Origin of the sequence: Streptosporangium sp. NPDC000396 (assembly GCF_042898655.1) — a bacterium.
Taxonomy (GTDB): Bacteria; Actinomycetota; Actinomycetes; order Streptosporangiales; family Streptosporangiaceae; genus Streptosporangium.
The window spans coordinates 193,964-211,905 of record NZ_JBIAZA010000017.1 but is presented as its reverse complement, the minus strand read 5'-3'; the positions used below and the strand labels follow the sequence as shown (position 1 = coordinate 211,905).

General features: G+C 67.8%; 13 protein-coding genes. 4 read left to right on the top strand and 9 right to left on the bottom strand.

Translation table 11 applies throughout. The annotated features are described in order from the left end of the window. Window positions 1-159: 159 nt before the first annotated feature. A complete protein-coding gene (locus tag ACFY2X_RS27150) occupies window positions 160-849 on the bottom strand; it encodes a DUF2306 domain-containing protein (protein WP_389942910.1) in 690 nt (229 codons plus the stop codon). 96 nt (window positions 850-945) lie between these two features. Further along, complete coding sequence (locus ACFY2X_RS27145; protein WP_389942907.1) at window positions 946-1,833, bottom strand: alpha/beta hydrolase; 888 nt, start codon at window positions 1,831-1,833, stop codon at window positions 946-948. Between the two features lie 743 nt (window positions 1,834-2,576). On the opposite strand from ACFY2X_RS27145, the gene ACFY2X_RS27140 reads away from it, so the two are divergent. Beyond that, window positions 2,577-4,127 (top strand): glycosyl hydrolase family 18 protein, encoded by a 1,551-nt coding sequence (locus ACFY2X_RS27140; protein WP_389942904.1) that lies wholly within the window; start codon window positions 2,577-2,579, stop codon window positions 4,125-4,127. A 5-nt stretch (window positions 4,128-4,132) separates the two neighbouring features. Here ACFY2X_RS27140 and ACFY2X_RS27135 read toward each other — a convergent pair whose 3' ends face one another. After that, window positions 4,133-4,885, bottom strand: a complete 753-nt coding sequence (locus ACFY2X_RS27135; RefSeq protein ID WP_389942968.1) for an HAD family hydrolase — start codon at window positions 4,883-4,885, stop codon at window positions 4,133-4,135. Between the two features lie 369 nt (window positions 4,886-5,254). Here ACFY2X_RS27135 and ACFY2X_RS27130 point away from each other — a divergent pair, with 369 nt between their 5' ends. After that, complete coding sequence (locus ACFY2X_RS27130; RefSeq protein ID WP_389942901.1) at window positions 5,255-6,187, top strand: phosphotransferase; 933 nt, start codon at window positions 5,255-5,257, stop codon at window positions 6,185-6,187. A 31-nt stretch (window positions 6,188-6,218) separates the two neighbouring features. After that, the gene (locus ACFY2X_RS27125) at window positions 6,219-8,675 is read left to right on the top strand and encodes an FAD-dependent oxidoreductase (protein ID WP_389942898.1); all 2,457 of its coding nucleotides are present in this window, start codon (window positions 6,219-6,221) and stop codon (window positions 8,673-8,675) included. Between the two features lie 180 nt (window positions 8,676-8,855). On the opposite strand, the gene ACFY2X_RS27120 is transcribed toward ACFY2X_RS27125, so the two are convergent. Next, entirely contained in the window at window positions 8,856-9,407 is a 552-nt protein-coding gene (locus tag ACFY2X_RS27120; protein WP_389942895.1) for a hypothetical protein, read from the bottom strand. 442 nt (window positions 9,408-9,849) lie between these two features. Between ACFY2X_RS27120 and ACFY2X_RS27115 the strand changes: the two genes are divergently transcribed. Beyond that, complete coding sequence (locus ACFY2X_RS27115) at window positions 9,850-10,491, top strand: hypothetical protein (protein ID WP_389942892.1); 642 nt, start codon at window positions 9,850-9,852, stop codon at window positions 10,489-10,491. Between the two features lie 253 nt (window positions 10,492-10,744). Here the strand turns inward: ACFY2X_RS27115 and ACFY2X_RS27110 are convergent, their stop codons facing one another. The 5 genes from ACFY2X_RS27110 to ACFY2X_RS27090 form a co-directional block, all read right to left on the bottom strand. Further along, window positions 10,745-12,856, bottom strand: a complete 2,112-nt coding sequence (locus ACFY2X_RS27110) for a phosphocholine-specific phospholipase C (protein WP_389942889.1) — start codon at window positions 12,854-12,856, stop codon at window positions 10,745-10,747. Window positions 12,857-12,868: 12 nt separating this feature from the next. After that, window positions 12,869-14,740, bottom strand: a complete 1,872-nt coding sequence (locus tag ACFY2X_RS27105; protein ID WP_389942886.1) for a glycoside hydrolase family 5 protein — start codon at window positions 14,738-14,740, stop codon at window positions 12,869-12,871. 120 nt (window positions 14,741-14,860) lie between these two features. Next, window positions 14,861-15,688, bottom strand: coding sequence for a carbohydrate ABC transporter permease (locus ACFY2X_RS27100; RefSeq protein ID WP_389942883.1), 828 nt, complete (start codon window positions 15,686-15,688; stop codon window positions 14,861-14,863). A gap of 2 nt (window positions 15,689-15,690) precedes the next feature. Next, window positions 15,691-16,662 carry a carbohydrate ABC transporter permease gene (locus ACFY2X_RS27095; RefSeq protein ID WP_389942880.1) on the bottom strand — a complete coding sequence of 324 codons (972 nt, stop codon included), beginning with the start codon at window positions 16,660-16,662 and terminating at the stop codon, window positions 15,691-15,693. A 1-nt stretch (window position 16,663) separates the two neighbouring features. After that, entirely contained in the window at window positions 16,664-17,932 is a 1,269-nt protein-coding gene (locus tag ACFY2X_RS27090) for an ABC transporter substrate-binding protein (protein ID WP_389942877.1), read from the bottom strand. Window positions 17,933-17,942 lie beyond the last annotated feature (10 nt).

The window sequence follows — 17,942 nt, the reverse complement described above, 5'->3', positions numbered from 1 at the left end:
CGTACGAGCACCCCCGGCCCGCGCCCGAAGGGCGGCTCCTAAGGTCTCGGCGCAGGTCGTATTCAAGTCACGTGAACCACCTCTCCAGCCTCACAAGAGCGCCGGAGGCGTGAACCGATCCGCGGACCGGATCGCACCGGCCATTGGAGGCACCCGTGGTCACGATCCGGTCGTCGACGACGGACCCGTCACCGCCGTCACCGCGTGATCACCGCGACCGGCCAGGGCCACGACTGATCGCGGGCGAGTGCGGGTGAACCACCAGGCGATCGCCAGGTTGGGTACCCAGCAGAGCCAGGCGACCGCGACATAGACCGAGGTGAAGTCGAGGTCGACCAACCCGGCCGAGGACAGCCCGCCGTACGTGCCGAGCATGAGCCGCAGGGTGACCGCGGCGAAGGTGAGTGCGAAGCTGCGCGTCATCCAGCGTCGATGATCGGCCGCACGCCCGGCGAGGATCATGCGCAGCCCGGCGCCGCCGGTCACCAGCCAGCACACGGCCAGAGCCGCGAACCCGAGCCCGGCGGCCACGCCGCCGTGCGCGGTCAAGGACAGCACCAGGCCCCCGGCGGCACCGATCAGGCACCCCAGCAGGTACAGCACGCCGAGCCCGCGGTGCAGCCGCGGCAGGCGCCGCCGTAATCGCCTGGAGAACTGCCACGGGCCGACGGCCAGGGCCACCATCGCGCCCGCGATGTGCGCTCCGAGAGCCAGCTCGCGTTCGCCGTAGACGGCGCGCTGCTGCGGGAAGTACACCGCCGGATCGAAGCTCAGATACTGGGCGGCGACGATGACGATCGATACGGACAAAACGGTCATGAGGACCCAACCGGCCCGGGTGATGCGCATGGGGAAAGCCTGATCCGCCACCACCGGCGCGGCATCCGGTGCGTCCCTGAGCTCAGCCCCGGGCCGACCCCCAGAGTTCCCCTTAGGTGAAGAGGATCATCGCAGGGTCCTGCCGAAGTGGGCCGCCACCGTGTCGACCGCCACCGTCACCTGGGGCTCCCGGTCGTAGAAGTCGAACTGGGTGCCCTCGGTCCAGAGAAAGTCCTTGGGACAGGTCAGACCCTGGTAGAAGCGGCGTGCGCCCTCGGGGATCGCCGCCTCCTCGCTGTGAATGATCAGCGTGGGCTGGGTGATGAGCGGAGCGAGGGCGATGGAGTCGTAGGTCAGCCAGCCGGGCCAGGCCATGACGGCGAACCTGTTGGGCCACGCGGGGACGCCGCCGCGATCCGGGTTGAGGTAGAAGTCGATGTCGTACGGCATGGCCGCACGCGGATCGGTCGGGCTGACGACGGGCACGTAGGCGACCTCGCCGGTCGCCTCGAACCCGGCGCGCGCCTCCTCTCCCCTTTTGATCCTCAGCGCGACTGCTTCCGCGCCGCCGTACACGTCCCGGCAGATCTCGGCGTCGTGCAGCCATGGGGCCACGAGCGCGAGCGACTTCACGCGCGGATCGCTCGCGGCGTTGCCGGACATGTACATCGCGGCCGCGCAGATGCCCAGCGTGCCGAGCCGGTCGGGATCGACGGCGGGGTGGCCGCCGAGGAACGTCACGGCGTGGTGGATGTCGCGGACCTTCTGGTCCGGCGACTCGACGTCGCGGGGCTCGCCCTCCGACTCGCCGTGGCCGGCGAAGTCGAACGAGAGCGCGGCGTACCCGTGCTCCGCCAACCTCTCGGCGTAGCGGTCGGCCATCAGTTCCTTGACGCTGGTCCACGTTCCCGCCACGACGACGCCCGGTGCCCTCAACCCCTCGCCGGGCAGGAACAGGTTACCGGTCAGCGTAACGCCATCACTGGAGAAAGTGACTTTTTCGCAATTTGTCATTTCATTCCTTTTGACGGTCGGTGCCGTCTCCGCTGATTCGCCGGCGGAGATGTTCAGGTCTTCGATTATCAGATTCAGCACGCCCGCGGAGAGGAATTCGACGGCGTCGACGGCGAACGCTTCCGATCCCGGAACGGGCAGCGCGGATCCGTGTTCGACGACGGTTCTCGCCAAGGTGTGTTGAGGCTGGAATTTCCGGATCGCCCCCATTGGAGGTCGCGTGGTCCAGCGCCGCCTTCTCGACGAACCAGCACCGCCTTCTCGACGAAGAGACAGGCAGGATTGTGTCGTTCGCCCGGCTCAGCGCACAGGAGACCACGCGCGTGCACGTACTCGACGGCCTCGAGGCGACCGTCGAGAGTCTCCATGGACAGTTTCTTCAGATGATGTCGACCAACGAGACCACCAGGACATTCGACACAATTAGCAAAAATTTTCTTGTCGCATCTGTCGGTCACGAAGAATGGTTCTGAAAAATTCCCCATAAAAGGCAATAAGATGCGGATCAGAGCTGAGTCCGGCCGACCCAGGGCCTGCTTTGCGGACCACTGACCGCTGAGCGTGGCCCGCGTTCGTCGGGCCTTGCGCCCTTCCGGCTTTTGGGCCTTGCCCGAGGGCGAAGCCGGGGCTACGATCGCGCCAACTCTTAGGAAACTTTCCTATAAGAAGCCGTGATCGCGGACCCCGATCGCGCCACCGATGCCCGGTGACCCCCACACCCGGCGACAGAAGGGTCGTCCCCCATGAAACGAACCCCCCGCCTGCCGGCGCTGGCAGTATCACTACTGCTGGCCGTCATAGGTGTCCTCGTCACGCAGACGTCCGCTCAGGCCGTCAACCTTCTCGCGAACCCGAGCTTCGAGACCGGAGCACTCCCGCCCTGGTCCTGCACCGGTGGGTTGGGGTCGGTGGTCGGTTCCCCGATCCGTTCCGGTACGAAGGCGCTCGCCGGCGCGGCCAGCGCCTCCGACAAGGCCGAGTGCACCCAGTCGGTGGCCGTCAGGCCGAGCACCGCCTACACCCTGACCGCATGGGTTCGCGGCAACTACGTCTACCTCGGCGTGAACGGCGGCGGGTCCACCTGGACCGCGTCCGCGACGACGTACACACAGCTCTCGGTCTCCTTCACCACCGCGGTCGGCCAGACGACCGCCGTGGTCTACCTGCACGGCTGGTACGGGCAGGGCACCTACTACGCCGACGACGTCAGCTTCGACGGCCCCGGCACCCCGCCGTCCAGCACCCCCACCCCCACCCCCACCCCGACTCCTACGCCCACCCCGACTCCTACTCCTACGCCCACCTCGACTCCTACGCCCACCCCCACCCCACCGGGCACGACGTGCGCGGTGAAGTCGAGGCCGACGGGCAAGGTCCTCCAGGGATACTGGGAGAACTGGGACGGCGCCTCGAACGGCGTGCACCCGCCGCTCGGCTGGATTCCCATCACCGACTCCCGCATCAGGGCCCACGGCTACAACGTGATCAACGCCGCGTTCCCGGTCATCCGCTCCGACGGAACCGTCCTGTGGGAAGACGGCATGGACTCCACCGTCAAGGTCGCCACTCCGGCCGAGATGTGCCAGGCCAAGGCCGCCGGCCTGACGATCCTGATGTCCATCGGCGGAGCCACCGCCGGCATCGACCTGAGCTCCAGCACCGTCGCCGACCGCTTCGTCGCCACCATCGTGCCGATCCTCAAGCAGTACAACTTCGACGGCATCGACATCGACATCGAGACCGGCCTCACCGGCAGCGGCAACATCAACCAGCTCTCCGCATCGCAGGCCAACCTCATCCGCATCATCGACGGCGTGCTCGCCCGGATGCCGGCCGACTTCGGCCTGACCATGGCGCCCGAGACGGCGTACGTCACCGGGGGCAGCGTCACCTACGGCTCGATCTGGGGCGCCTACCTGCCGATCATCAAGAAGTACGCCGACAACGGGCGCCTCTGGTGGCTGAACATGCAGTACTACAACGGAAGCATGTACGGCTGCTCCGGTGACTCCTACTCCGCGGGCACGGTTCAGGGATTCACCGTCCAGACCACCTGCCTGAACAACGGCCTGGTCATCCAGGGCACGACGATCAGGGTTCCGTACGACAAGCAGGTCCCCGGCCTGCCCGCCCAGAGCGGAGCCGGAGGCGGCTACATGTCCCCCTCCCTGGTGTCCCAGAGCTGGAGCAACTTCAGCGGCAGCCTCAAGGGACTGATGACCTGGTCCATCAACTGGGACGGGTCGAAGGGCTGGACATTCGGCGACAACGTCAAGGCATTGCAGGGCCGCTGAAGGATCTAGACGCGCGGGCCGCGGACGTCCAGCGGGTCGTGATCGGCACGGTCGCCGGCGTCGAGCAGTTCCGGCCCGAGCTCGGCGACCACGGCGTCCGCCTCGTGCGCCAGAGTGGCACCGTCTCTCGTGCCCTCGATCCCGACGCAGCGCATTCCGGCGGCCCTGGCCGCGCGCAGGCCGTACGTCGAGTCCTCGAAGACGAGGATGTCGGCCGCGTCCAGCCCGAGACCTCTGGCGCCGGCGAGGAATCCTTCGGGATCGGGTTTCCCCCGCGTCACGTCCTCCTCGCAGACGATCACCTCGATCAGCCCGGCGATCGCGCTGTGCCGCAGCACGAACTCGACATCGGCGCGCTGCGCGCCGGTGACGATTCCGACGGGAATCCCGTCGTCGGCCAGCCGCCGCACAAGCCGTGCGGTCGCGGGCTCGATCGGGGAACGCGTCTCGACCAGCTCGCGGTAGCGCCGGCGGCGCTCCTCCAGCATGAGGGCGGCGAGTTCCCCGTCCCCGCCGCCGATCTCGGCGACGACCGTGTCGATGATCTCGCGATCGCTCCGGCCGGCCAGGTGGAGGTAGTAGTGCTCCGGCGTCATCGTCCAGCCGAGGCGTTCGAGGAACATCTCGGTGAAGATCCGGAGCAGCAGGGGCTCGTCGTTGGACAGGGTGCCGTTGAAGTCGAAGATGACACCGCGTCCGGGCCTGGCGGCCCAGGAGGCGATCACGGCGCCGAGTGCCGTCACCGGGGTTTCCTTCATGCTCACGTGACCCTCGCCGCCGTCAGGGGATAGCCCACCGGCGGCCGCCCGAGCCGGGAGGCGCCGCACGTTGTGAACGCCCTGCGAGAGTAAACGCACGACCGCTAAAACGTCTAGACAGTAGGGCTCTTACGACGCCCGGCCCACCCGCTCCCCTGCCGGTCGGCAGGGTTCGCCCCATGTCTGCTGAAATTTTTCTGTCTAGACCTTTTGAGGGCACGGATTCGCTGGTAGCGTCCCCGGACATCCAGGCCGAGCAGGTCGCCCGCGACCCGCACGGGGACGAACCGGACTCCGACCACGAAGAAGCCGGGCCCTGATCACGACCGGGTCCCGCCTCAGGACAGACGAGTGAGGATCGCACCGCGTATGGACAAGCCGACGGCAGAGACGCCCGACTCCTCCCTGCGACAGGCACTCGACGGCCTCGCGGTGCTGAGCGGCAGGCCCTACCAGGTCACCGAACTGTCCGGTGGTCTCACCAACCGCAACTACAAGGTCGTCACGTCCGACGGCGCCTACGTCGTGCGGATGTCGCCCGGCCAGGCGGACCTGCTGGCGATCGACCGGTTCAACGAGTTCCGCAACTCCGTCTCCGCCGCCGGGAGCGGCGTCGGGGCACCCGTGATCGACTACCTGCCCGCGCACGGCGCCCTCGTCATCGGCTTCATCGACGGAGTCACCTTCACCGACGAGAGCTTCCGGGTCCCCGGCAACATCCGGCGCGCGGCGCAGTCGGTCCGCCGCCTTCACCAGGGCGAACGTTTCGTCAACGACTTCGACATGTTCCGGATCCAGAGCGACTACCTCGCCGTCGTCCGGGAGCGCGGCTTCCGGCTGCCCGGCGGTTACCTCGACCTCATGCCGAAAAGCGCCGACATCCGCGCGGCCCTCGCCGTACGGCAGGAGCCCACGGTCCCGTGCAACAACGACCTGCTCGCCGGCAACTTCGTCGACGACGGCTCCCAGGTGTGGCTCATCGACTACGAGTACTCCGGCAACAACGACGCCTGTTTCGAACTCGGCAACATCTGGAGCGAATGCCATCTCTCGCTCGACCAGCTCGAAGAGCTGGTCACCGCCTACTACGGGCGCCCGCTGCGCAACAAGATCGCGCGGGCGTTGCTGCAGGGACTGATGTCGAAGTACGGCTGGACCCTGTGGGCATCGATCCAGGACGCGACCAGCGAGCTGGACTTCGACTTCTGGTCGTGGGGGATGGAGAAATACGAGGCCGCCGTGGAGATGTTCCGCGGCGGTGATTTCGCCCGATTGCTCGACGACGTCCAGCGCACCGACTGAGCAGCACCGATCGATCAAAGGAGAACACGCAATGAGCCCGGTACTGCCCACCCGCGCCCGTGTGGTCATCATCGGTGGCGGTGTCATCGGCACAAGCGTCGCCTACCACCTCACCCAACTGGGATGGACCGATCTCGTCCTGCTGGAGCAGGGGCAGCTTTCCTGCGGCACCACCTGGCATGCCGCCGGGCTGGTCGGGCAGCTTCGCGCCACCGAGAGCGGGACCCGCCTCGCCCAGTACTCCGCCGACCTCTACAGCCGCCTGGAGGCCGAGACGGAGCTGGCCACCGGATACAAACGCTGCGGCGGTGTCACGGTGGCCAGGACCGAGGACCGCATGACCCAGCTGAGGAGAACCGCCGCGACCGCCGAGGCGTTCGACCTCGAATGCGAGCTGATCAGCCCCGCCCGCGCGAAGGAGCTCTACCCCATCCTGGAGACCGAGGATCTCCTCGGCGCGATCTGGCTGCCCGGTGACGGCACGGTCAACCCCACGGACGTGACCTCCTCCCTGGCCAAGGGCGCCAGGAACAGGGGTGCCGTGATCGTGGAACGGACCAGGGTGATCGGCGTCACCACCGAGAACGGCGTGGTCACCGGAGTCTCCACCGACCGGGGCGACATCGAGGCTGAGATCGTCGTCAACTGCGCCGGCCAGTGGGCCAAGGCCGTCGGCGCGATGTGCGGCGTCACCGTGCCGCTGCACTCCTCCGAGCACTTCTACGTGGTCACCGAGCAGATAGACGGGGTGCGAAGAGACTTCCCCGTCCTGCGCGACCCCGACGGATACACCTACTTCAAGGAAGAGGTCGGCGGCCTGGTCGTCGGCGGTTTCGAACCGGAGGCCAAGCCGTGGGTCTCCCCGGACGAGCTCCCCTACCCGTTCGAGTTCCAGCTGCTGGAGGAGGACTGGGACCACTTCTCGATCCTGATGGAGAACGCCCTGCAGCGCATCCCCGCCCTGCACCACACCGGCATCAAGAAGTTCTACAACGGACCTGAGAGCTTCACCCCGGACAACCAGTTCGTCCTCGGCGAGGCACCGGAGGTCAGAAACTTCTTCGTCGCGGCGGGCTTCAACTCCGTCGGCATCGCCTCCGCCGGCGGCGCCGGGCGCGCCCTCGCCGAATGGATCGTCAACGGCGAGCCGACCAGCGACCTCGGAGGGGTCGACATCCGGCGCTTCGGGCGCTTCAACGGCAACAACCAGTGGCTGCGCGACCGCGTCGGCGAGGTTCTCGGGCTGCACTACCAGGTGCCCTGGCCCAATCGCGAGCTCGACACGGCCCGGCCTTTCCGCCGTTCCCCGGCCTACCACCTGCTGCGGGACGCCGGCGCCTCGTTCGGCTCGAAGATGGGGTGGGAGCGGGCCAACTTCTTCGCGCCTCCCGGGTCGGAACCCGTCATCGAATACTCCTGGGGCAAGCAGAACTGGCTGCCCTGGTCCAGCGCGGAACACCTCGCGACGCGCGAGAAGGTGGCCTTGTTCGACCAGACCTCCTTCGGGAAGCTGCTGGTCAAGGGCCGCGACGCCGAGGACCTGCTGCAGTGGCTGTGCACCGCCGACATCGCCGTCGAACCCGGCCGGGCGGTCTACACCGGCGTGCTGAACGCGCGCGGCGGCTACGAGGCCGACGTCACCGTCACCCGGCTGGCCCATGACGAGTTCCTGTGGGTGACCAGTTCGGGCTCGGTCCTGCGAGACCTCGACTACATCACCAGGCAGATCAAGCCCGGCTCTCACGTCACGGTCGTCGACGTCACCTCGGCCTACGCGGTGTACGGCGTCATGGGCCCGCAGGCACGGGCGCTGCTCGGGAAGCTGTCCCGCACCGACCTGTCCCACGAGGCGTTCCCGTTCGGCGCCAGCCGGGAGATCGACCTCGGCTACTACACCGTCAGGGCCACCCGCATCACCTACGTCGGCGAGCTCGGCTGGGAGCTCTACGTGCCCACGGAGTTCGCCGTCGGCGTCTATGAGCTGCTGACCGAGGCCGGGCGCGAGTTCGGCCTGGTCGACGCGGGCTACTACGCCATCAACTCGCTCCGGCTGGAGAAGGGGTACCGGGCCTTCGGACCCGACCTGACCCCCGACTACAACCCCGTGGAGGCCGGGCTGCTGTTCGCCTGCAAGCTCAAAACCGACATTCCCTTCCAGGGCAGGGAAGCGGTGGAGAAGGCCAGGGCGGAAGGGCCGCGACGCAGGCTGGTGTCCTTCGTGCTCGAAGACCCCGACACCATGATGTGGGGCGGCGAGCTGGTCCTGCGCGACGGCGTGGCGGTCGGCCAGGTCAGCTCGGCGGCCTGGGCCGCCACCACGGGATCCTGCGTCGGGCTCGCCTACATCCGGCGGGACGGCAGGAACGTGGTGACCGACGACTACTTGACCTCGGGCACCTACGAGATCAATGTCGGCGGCGATGTCCGGCCCGCGACGCTGCACCTGCGGCCCCCGTTCGACCCCGGTTCCGACAAGATCAGGCGCTGACCCCCGCCGGGATCCTCGCAATAGGGTGATCATTTATTGACGGTGAGACGCCCGGCCGGATTTCCCGGCCGGGCGTCTCTTGCGTTTCACCGAGACCCTCCGGGAGCGGGTAACGGGCCCAGATCGGTTCAGGACGGCCGGGCGGCCCGGGAGCGGATCACCCCACTCCTGGGGCAGGCCCTAGTCGAACGTCACCTCGAAGAAGTTGCCCGACGCCGGGTCGCCGGAGGAGCGTTGCCCGTAGGCGGGCCTGGCGGGCACCTCTCCGGTCCTGTGGATCTCCTTGAGCTCGTCGAGCTGCTGGTCCGGAGTGCCGGGGAGCTGGGTGCCGAAGGAGATCCGGAGGAAGGGATGACGCCAGCCGACCTGCGACTTGCCGTCGAGCGGCCCCGCGTTGCCGTTGTTGACCTTGTAGGCCTGGAGAGTCTCCTTGCAGAACTTGCAGTTGGGTGCGGTGCATCGGATGTAAGTGATGTTCTCGGCGCCGACGGCGGCCAGAATGCACATCTCTGCGTGGTTGCTGACCGACCCGTCGGTGGTGAAGCTCTGTGCGAGGAAGATCCTGCGGCCCGTGTGCATGGACTGGGACTTGATCTCGGCGAAGATCTGCTGGGCGGCGTCGGCCTTGTCGGTGATCCCACCGACCTTGGTGATGATGAGGTCGTTCGCGCCGTAGACGGCGACCGTGAAGTTGCTGTTCTTGCTGAAGGGCTGATCCGCGATCCAGGTCACGAGCTGATCCACCGTAGTTTTTGGATCGTTCCAGGCAGATGTGTGTGACATGCGGAAAACACCTTTCTTCGGTGATTGAGCCGGACTGCGTTCAGCCGCCCGCTCAGCAAACCTCCAGACATGGAGAAATTCGACTTACCTAACAGTGAGGAATCCGGCCCCGCACTGCGAGGGGCACTGTTGGCGAATCCGTTCTGCCGCTCGATGCGGCAGGACGGAGAGCTGCAAAGTGAGAAACGCGAGTCAGCCGCGCCCAGCCGGTCGTCTTCAGCGATCCGGCGGCGGTGGCTCATTCCGGCTCCGCGTCCAGGATCCACTGTTCCGCCCCGCCCTTGACCGGCCGGTCGCGGAACTCGCTGATCTGCCTGTCTGCGTAGACGATCACTGTGTGACTCGCGCACGTTATCCGGCACCTAAGGGAAGGATTTGCGATCATGAAGGAATGTTCAGGCGGAAGATCTTGGCGGGTGCGGCGCTGGCCCTGCTGGCGAGCGCGCAAGGCTGCAGCACGGGGCTCACCGCGACGGGAGCCGCGACGAGCGAGACCAGGGTGGCGAGCGAAATCCCTCAGGGTTTCCTCCTGGGTGAGCCATATGCCAGGAAGACACCTACCATCTCACCGGACGAGCCCGAGGAGAGCTGGGTGAGACTCAACGACAAACTGTCCGGCCCGCTCGAGGTCGGCGCCTGCGGCACCGAGAGGGACGCCGAAGGGCGTACCGCCATGCGAACGATCGTCTACACCACTTCGGCCCCCGAGTACGGCAGCGAACAGCTCGCCCTCTATCGGAGCAAGGAGGCTGCGAGCGAGGTCATGGCGAGGCTGCGGGAGTGTGTCAAGAGCGTGAACCCCGCCGGGAGGGCACTTGAGGGCATCGGCGACGAAGCCATCTGGGTGGCGGGAGAGCGCGATCTGGCAGTCTCGTACGACATGAAGGTCGGCGCGGTGGCCGCCCGCCGCGGGAGCGCCCTGTTCGTCTACACCTCCTCTGATGAATCGGTGCTGGACGGCCCGGATGACTTGCCTGTCCCCGCGCGCAAGATGGCAGAGAAGGTCTGCACCCTCCAGGGAGTTTGCGACTAAGGAGGCCCTCCACTCGGATCGGCGTCACCCGGAGCAAAATGGCTAGGAGTGATCGGGCTTCCATCGTCTGACAGAGAGCCCTGGACGACAGAGACCCGAAATCAGAGACATGGTTCTGCGCCGAGGTTGAGGGGTGGGCGGGCAGCCATTGCCGCTGACCCACCCCCACCCCGAATTCGCCAACGGTGTCCCGCGAGGCGCGGGGCTGGACTCGTCGGCGGATCCAGAGTCCGCCACAGAATCGAACCAGACCCTAGCCGGAGATGCCGGCGGAGCCGTTCTCGAGGTGGCCCATCACACGGCGGTGGAAGGACGGGTCCTCCTCGGCCGTCAGGCGCAGGTCATACCAGCCTGAGGCGGTGTCCCACTCCAGAACCGCCCGGCCTCCCGCGGCGACGGGCACGTCGCGCCGGCCGGTACCGTAGGCCAGCGCTTCGAGTGCGAACGTCAATGCGGCCGGTCCCGGGTTGGCGATCGTGATCGTGAGCCTGTGTCCCTCGCCGCGAGAAGTGATCTCCACCCGGGCGGCGGCGCCGGTCCCGGTTCCGGCGAATTCGCGCCGGAACCCGTTCGGGCCGGTGAGGACCAGCCGGTAGGTGTCCGCTTCGAACGGGACGGTGACGGCCTGCGCGCCGAGCACGTCGAAATGCCGGGGAAACGCGAATTCCCCCGCGTACGGGTAGAGCGCGAAATGGCTGCCCCGCTCCCCGGTGTCGGTCATGGTGACGACCAGCCCGTCGTCTTCCAGGACGGCGGACGCCTCGGACCGGTAGGGCAGCGGCCGGGTGGGCCGGGTGCCAGGCTCCTGCGCGGCCAGCCGCGGTACGGCGGGCGGCGTCGCCGGCCAGCGCACGCGGAACGGGGGAACGGTCACGGCCGCACCGGCCTCCGGTGCGAGCGCCGTACCCGTATCCGTACCCCTGTCCGTGCCCCCGGCCGTGTCCGTCGCCGTCGCCATGGCCGCGTCCGTGCCCCTGACCGTGTCCGGTGCCGTGTCCGTGTTGGTGTCCGGTGCCGTGTCCGTGGTGAAGGCGAACGCCGAGGTGAGGTCACCGGCGACGCGCCGGCGCCACGGGCTGATGTTCGGCTCCGCGACGCCGAGCCAGCGTTCCACGAACCGGATCGTGGAGGTGTGGTCGAACACCTCCGAGCAGACGTATCCGCCGACGGTCCACGGTGACACGACCGTTGTCGGCACCCGGTAACCGAGCCCGATCGGGAGCCCGTCGACGAACTCCCCCTCGGTGCCCTCCGGCGGCAGCGGCGGCGGCACATGGTCGTAGAAGCCGTCGTTCTCGTCGAAGGTGAGGAAGAGGGCCGTCCGCTCCCACACCTCGGGGTGCGAGGCGAGCGCGTCCAGGATCTCGTAGACGAGGCTGGCGCTGTGCGCCGGGCTGGACGGGTCCGGGTGCTCGGAGTACGCCTCGGGCGCGACGATGTAGGAGACCTGCGGAAGCCGTCCCCCGGCCACGTCCGCGCGGAAGGACGCGGCGAGCCGCCCTGGCGCGACCCTGCGCAGTCCTCGCTCGTAGGCCTCCAGGTCGGCCGGGGCGAGCTCCGCGACCCCTTTCTCCAGCGCCGCGAGCATCTCCTCCCGTTCCGCCGCGGGCAGCCGCGCGACCGACGTGTGGAAGGAGTGCAGGCTCCGGTACGGCGTGTGCCTCAGGGCCTTGCGCGCGATCTCCTTGAAGGAGGTGAAGTACTCCAGCGAGTTGCACTGGTAGTTGTCCCACTCCTGGTAGACCCGCCACGTCTTGCCCGCCGCCGTCAGCCGCTCGGGGTAGGAGGTGTGCGCGTAGCCGGGATGGGTGTCCTCCTCGCAGGCGTCGTTGGCGGTGGTGCGCCGCCCGGACGGCTCGTGCCCGACGGTCCCCGACCAGTGATACAGGCGGTTGGGATTCGTCGGCCCGAACATCGAGCAGTGATAGGCGTCGCACAGCGTGAAGGTGTCGGCGAGCTCGAACTGGAACGGCAGGTCACGGCGGTCGAAGTGGACCATGGCACCGGGCCCCTTGCCCGCGATCCAGCCGTCGTGCCAGCCGCCGCCCCGGGTCCGCTGCCCCGTGTCCCATTCGTGGTCGACACCCTCGACATACTGGAGGTCGCCGTCGCCCAGGTCCCGCTCGCCCGTCCCGGCGCGCACCGGGTAGGGAAGCACCCCGGACTGGTCGAACACCGGCCGCCCGTCCGGCAGCGTGATGGCGTTGCGGTCGCCGAACCCGCGCACGCCGCGCAGCGTCCCGAAGTAGTGGTCGAAGGATCGGTTCTCCTGCATGAAGAACACGACGTGCTTGAGGGAGTCGAGCCCTCCGGGCGGCACGGGCCGGGCCAGGGCCGCCTGGAGGGACGGGGGAAGAGCGGACAAGGGGACCTTCTTTTAGAGTTTGCGGCAGTACAGGGCGTCGGGGGTACCGTAGCGGCCGACGCTGTAGGAGAACGCGATCCCGGCGGCGTACTCGTCGGAGGCGCACTGCGCCTTGTGGTAGCCGGCCGCGTAGTCGCCGCCCTCGCCTGAGGTGGGACGGCTGTCGCCCCGGTCATCCCACAGCGTCCGTCCGGCCCCGGCGAGCGGGGTCCGTCCGGGGGCGCAGAGGACCGCCGACACCTTGTCCCCGCGCAGGCTGTAGCCGATCATGAACTGGCCGGTGGGGCACTGGTACTTGGTGAACCCGGTCGCCCAGTCGGTCGTGACGTTCTCGCTGGTCACCACGGTGGCCGTGCCGGAGGACCACAGGTCCGCCACTCCGGCGTCGGTGCACAGGCCGCCCTGGCCCTTCTGACTGATGCCGATCATGCGCTGGTCGTCCGGGCAGGACAGCTTGTGCGCGCCCTGGTCCCAGTCGCCCCGGGCCCGCATCCGCGCGGACTGGTTCGCGTCGGTGTGGATGCCCTGGAGCATGGACCAGGCGCGGACGGGGTTGACCTGTCCGGTGTATCCGGTGGCCGCGATCAGGCGCCGCCAGTGCGTTCCCCGCCAGTCGTCGGTGTCGAGCACGCTGCGGAGCCCGCCGTTGGTGGCGTAGCGGACGAGACCCCAGGTGTTGCCCTGGTCGTTGTTCTGGAAGCCGACCATCGGCCAGTACGCGAAATCGGTGTCGTTCTCGATGAGGAAGTCGACCATGTTGCCGAACCACGCCTTGTCCTGGTCCGTGGCGACCTTGCCGACGCCGAACTCGCTGATCCACACCGGGGCGGTGAAGTGCCGGTCCGGGGTGGTCGCCACGTAGGTTCCGGTGTCGCGCATGACCGCGAAGAGGTCGGAGCGGCTCAGTTCCCGGTAGCGGTAGTCATGAGTCTCGCCGAGCCCGTCCGCCCCGGTGTGCTGCGGGCCGGTGTAGCCGTAGAAGTGGGTGGCGTAGACGAGCTTGTGCGAGCGGACGAGAGTCTGGGAGAGCGTCCTGACCGGCTTGAGGAGCGGCCTGTCATGCCAGACCCCGTCGACGGGGATGCCCGACCAGTTGATCCCCTCGATCATGATCAGCATGTCCGGGTTGGCCTCGGTGAGGATCCGGTCCCCCGCCCGCTGGGCGGCGGCCGCCCAGTCGTGGTCGTCGCCCATCCCCCAGTTGGGGTTGTCCCACGTGTCCCGGCGTACTTCGTTGCGCAGGTCGGCCCCGACGACCCGCTTGTTGGCCCGGTACCGCTTGGCCATGAACACCCAGTCGTCCAGCCATTTCTGGGTGGTCTGGCTGCTGTTCCACCGTTCGTTGCCGTCGACGCCGCAGCACCAGCGGGTGGTGGTCGTGTGGTTGTTGAGGATGACGGCGAGCCCGTCCGCGGTGAGCGCCTCGACGACCTTGTCGTAGACCTGGAGGGGAGTCAGACCGCGCAGCTGCGGGTTGGCCGCCACGCCCGCGTCGGTGACGGGCCGCGCGTCGGTGATCATCGCGTTGGAGAACGGCAGCCGGATGCTGTTGACGCCGAGCGTGTGGAAATCCGCGATCAGCTTGCTGATCGGAACCCGGTCCAGGCCCAGCGGCACCCGATGGGAGGTCTCCGAGGCGTAGTTGTTGGCCGGGTCCTCGTCGTCGCCGCTGCCGGTCCAGGTGCCGCTGGCACCGTGCCAGTTGCCGGACTGCAGTTTGAACCGCTTGCCGGTGGCGTCCACGATGTAGCGGCCCCGGGTGCTGAGCGGTCCTTCCCAGGACGCGGCGAGGGGGGACGGCTCGGCGGCGGCCGCGGGATGGGGAACCGCGACCAGGCCGCTGAAGGTGGCGGCGAGAACCGCCAGCAGTGCTCTTGCTCTCATGAGAACACCTTTAGGGGGATTGACGCGCGAGGATCGCGACGTCGCGGGGGGTGAAGGGCGATCCGTTCGGATCGCCGCCGAAGCCCGGGCCGTCATAGCGATCGATGACGGCCACGGGATTCAGTCCTTCATTCCGCTGGCGGCGATTCCCTGGACGATGTAACGCTGAGCGACCAGGAAGATCAGAACCAGCGGAAGAATCGTGACGACGGCGCCGGCGAACAGCGCCGGAAGGTTGATCATCTGAGAGGTGAGGAAGGTGGACAGCGCGATCTGCACGGTCCACGAGCTCGGGTCCTGGCCGATGACGAGGGGCCAGAGGAAGGCGTTCCAGCTCTCGATGAACGACAGCGCGCCCAGCGAGGCGAGCATGGCGCCCGAGTTGGGCAACGCGAGCCGCCAGTACACGCCGAGGTAGCCGAGGCCGTCCAGACGGCCCGCCTCCTCGATCTCCTGCGGGAACTTCAGGTAGAAGTTGCGGAACAGGAGCACCGAGAACGCGTTGAACAGGCCGGGCGCGATGACACCCCACTGGGTGTTGACCCCGTCCAGCGCGCTGACCAGCACGAAGCTCGGCACGAACGTGGCCGAGGTGGGGATCATCAGGGTGACGATGACGAAGCTCATGACCGCCCCGCGGCCGGGCACCGGGATGCGGGCCAGGGCGTAGCCGGCCATCGAGCCGAGCATGACGGAGACCGGCGCGGTGATGATCGCGATGAGGAACGAGTTCCAGAGCGCCTGGCCCATCGGCAGCGACGGGTCGTCGAACAGGTCCGTGAAGCCCTGGAGGCTGAACGGGTCGGGCAGCCAGTGCCAGTCCGGGTCGGTGACCTGCGTCCCGGTCATCATGGCGGCACGCAGCATGAGGTAGAACGGCACCAGGAACAGCACGGCGGCGACGCCGACGACCAGATAGGTCAGGACCGTCCCGAGGTTCTTGCGCATGGTCAGTCCTTCCGGCCGAACCCGACGAGGCGCCCCTGCAGCAGGGTCACCAGGACGATCAGCAGGGTCAGCAGGAACGCTCCGGCCGAGCCCACCCCGTAGTTCTGGTCCTTGAGCGCGGAGTCGTACAGGAAGACCAGCGGCGGCCGTACCGGGGCGGCGGAGCTGCCGGCGGCGGTGCCGAACACGTTGTAGAACTCGTCGAAGGCCTGGAACGCGGCGATGAGGATCAGCATGAGGATCGCCACCGAGGTGTTGCGCAGCATCGGCAGGGTGATGTGCCGGAACTGGCGCCACCGGGACGCGCCGTCCAGCGCGGCCGCCTCGTACAGGTGAACCGGGATGGCCTGCAGGCCCGCCAGGAACAGGATCATGTAGAGGCCGACCTGGAGCCACAGGCGCAGGGTGACGATCACGATCCAGTACAGGGGCGGATCGGTGCTGGAGATCCACGGTTGGACGTCCCAGTCGAAGAACCCGCCGATGGTGTTGGCGACGCCGGACGGCAGGCCGTTGAACAGGCTCATCTTCCAGATCAGGGCGGCGGCGACGTAGGAGACGGCGGCCGGGATGAGGAAGGTGGTGCGGAAGAAGGCCCGGCCGCGGCGGAGCCCGTTCAGCAGCACGGCGAGCCCGAGCGAGATGCCGAACGTCACCGGGACGATGAAGATCGTGAACACGACGATCCCGGTCATCGACGACCGGAACGCCTCATCCTCGAGCAGGAACGTGTAGTTCTCCAGGCCGACCCAGTCACCCAGGTCGACGGTGCCACGCGCATCGCTGAAGCTGAGCAGGAAGCTCCAGCCGATGGCGATGTATTTGAACAGGCCGAGGCCGATGATCATGGGCGCGGTCAGCAGGGTGAAGGCCCCCACCGCCCGCCAGTCGGTCCGCCGTTTGCGGCGGACGGGATGGACTCCGGCCGGGCGGGCGGCGGTCGCCGCCCGCCCGGTCGTGACGGTGTCGGACATCTCAGGCCAGCTGCTTGTCGAGTTCGGCCTGGCACTTGGTCGCGGCCTCGTCGAGCAGCGCCTTGGCGTCGCCTCCGCTCTTGGCGATCTTCAGGACGGCCTGCGCGAACAGGGTGTCCATCGCGGTGTTCCACAAGTTCGGATAGACCTTGCCGCTGTTCGCCAGGATGTCGGCGGCGTCCTTGGCCGGGCCGGAGGTGAACTCGGTGGTCTTCGCGGTGAGGCTCTTACGCGCCGGGATGTGGAACCCGTAGCTGACGCACCAGTCCTTCTGCAGCTCCTCCTGCTTGATCCAGAGCCACTCGATGTACTTCTTGGCCTCTTCGACGTGCTTGCCCTTGGCACCCGCGACCGCGAACCAGCCGCCGGTGCGGGAGACGGGCTTGCCCGCGTCGCCGAACTTCGGCCACGCGACGACGCCGAAGTCGTCGCCGAGCGCCTTCTTGATGGCGGGCATGGCCCACAGGCCGCACCACTGCATGGCCGTGGCGCCCTGGATGAACGCGCCGGGGTCGTACCAGTCGGTGGTGAAGTCCTGCAGCAGCGACTTGTCGTCGTGCAACTGCTTGAGGGCGGAGATCGCGGCGATGCCCTCGGGCGAGTTGAAGACCACCTTCTTGCCCTCGGCGTCGAGCAGGTCGGCGCCGTTGGACCACAGCATCAGGTAGGGGGCGTTGCCAAGGCCGTCGGAGCCGATGAACAGGCCCTTCTGCGCGCGGGTGGTGAGCTTCTTGGCGGCGGCCGCCAGCTCGGCGTAGGTCTGCGGCGGGGTGATCCCGGCCTTCTCCAGGACGCTCTTGCGGTAGTACAGCACCATCGCGTCGTCCATCATCTTCAGGCCGTACAGCTTGCCGTCGACCGTGGCGGAGTCCAGCGACGCCTTGGCGTACTCGTTCTCCTGGCCCTTGACGATGTCGCCGAGCGGCGCGAACAGGCCGTTCTTGACGTCGATGTACTGGAAGTCGCCGATCTCGAACAGGTCGGGCGCCTGCGGGGTGAGCAGCGTCGAGTGGAGCTTGGCGGAGTAGTCGCCCGCGATCCAGGTGACCTTGATCGCGACGTCCGGGTTGGCCTTGGTGTATTCCTTGGCGTACCGGATCGCGGCCTGCTGGGTGCCGGCCTCGCCGTAGGCGTGGTACCACTGCTCCAGCGTGATCTTCGCCCCGGCCTTGACGGCGTCGTCCTTGCCGCAGGCCGCCAGGGCCATGCCGCCGACGAAGAGAAGCGACCCGCTCAGGAAGGCTCGGCGGGACGTCATGATGCTGCTCATATTGGGGGGT

Excerpts from the sequence above, each read along its gene's own strand:
- ACFY2X_RS27150 (WP_389942910.1), bottom strand. The coding sequence starts at position 849 with ATGCGCATCACCCGGGCCGGTTGGGTCCTCATGACCGTTTTGTCCGTA.
- ACFY2X_RS27145 (WP_389942907.1), bottom strand. The coding sequence starts at position 1,833 with ATGACAAATTGCGAAAAAGTCACTTTCTCCAGTGATGGCGTTACGCTG.
- ACFY2X_RS27140 (WP_389942904.1), top strand. The coding sequence starts at position 2,577 with ATGAAACGAACCCCCCGCCTGCCGGCGCTGGCAGTATCACTACTGCTG.
- ACFY2X_RS27135 (WP_389942968.1), bottom strand. The coding sequence starts at position 4,885 with ATGAAGGAAACCCCGGTGACGGCACTCGGCGCCGTGATCGCCTCCTGG.
- ACFY2X_RS27130 (WP_389942901.1), top strand. The coding sequence starts at position 5,255 with ATGGACAAGCCGACGGCAGAGACGCCCGACTCCTCCCTGCGACAGGCA.
- ACFY2X_RS27125 (WP_389942898.1), top strand. The coding sequence starts at position 6,219 with ATGAGCCCGGTACTGCCCACCCGCGCCCGTGTGGTCATCATCGGTGGC.
- ACFY2X_RS27115 (WP_389942892.1), top strand. The coding sequence starts at position 9,850 with ATGTTCAGGCGGAAGATCTTGGCGGGTGCGGCGCTGGCCCTGCTGGCG.
- ACFY2X_RS27105 (WP_389942886.1), bottom strand. The coding sequence starts at position 14,740 with ATGAGAGCAAGAGCACTGCTGGCGGTTCTCGCCGCCACCTTCAGCGGC.
- ACFY2X_RS27100 (WP_389942883.1), bottom strand. The coding sequence starts at position 15,688 with ATGCGCAAGAACCTCGGGACGGTCCTGACCTATCTGGTCGTCGGCGTC.
- ACFY2X_RS27095 (WP_389942880.1), bottom strand. The coding sequence starts at position 16,662 with ATGTCCGACACCGTCACGACCGGGCGGGCGGCGACCGCCGCCCGCCCG.
- ACFY2X_RS27090 (WP_389942877.1), bottom strand. The coding sequence starts at position 17,932 with ATGAGCAGCATCATGACGTCCCGCCGAGCCTTCCTGAGCGGGTCGCTT.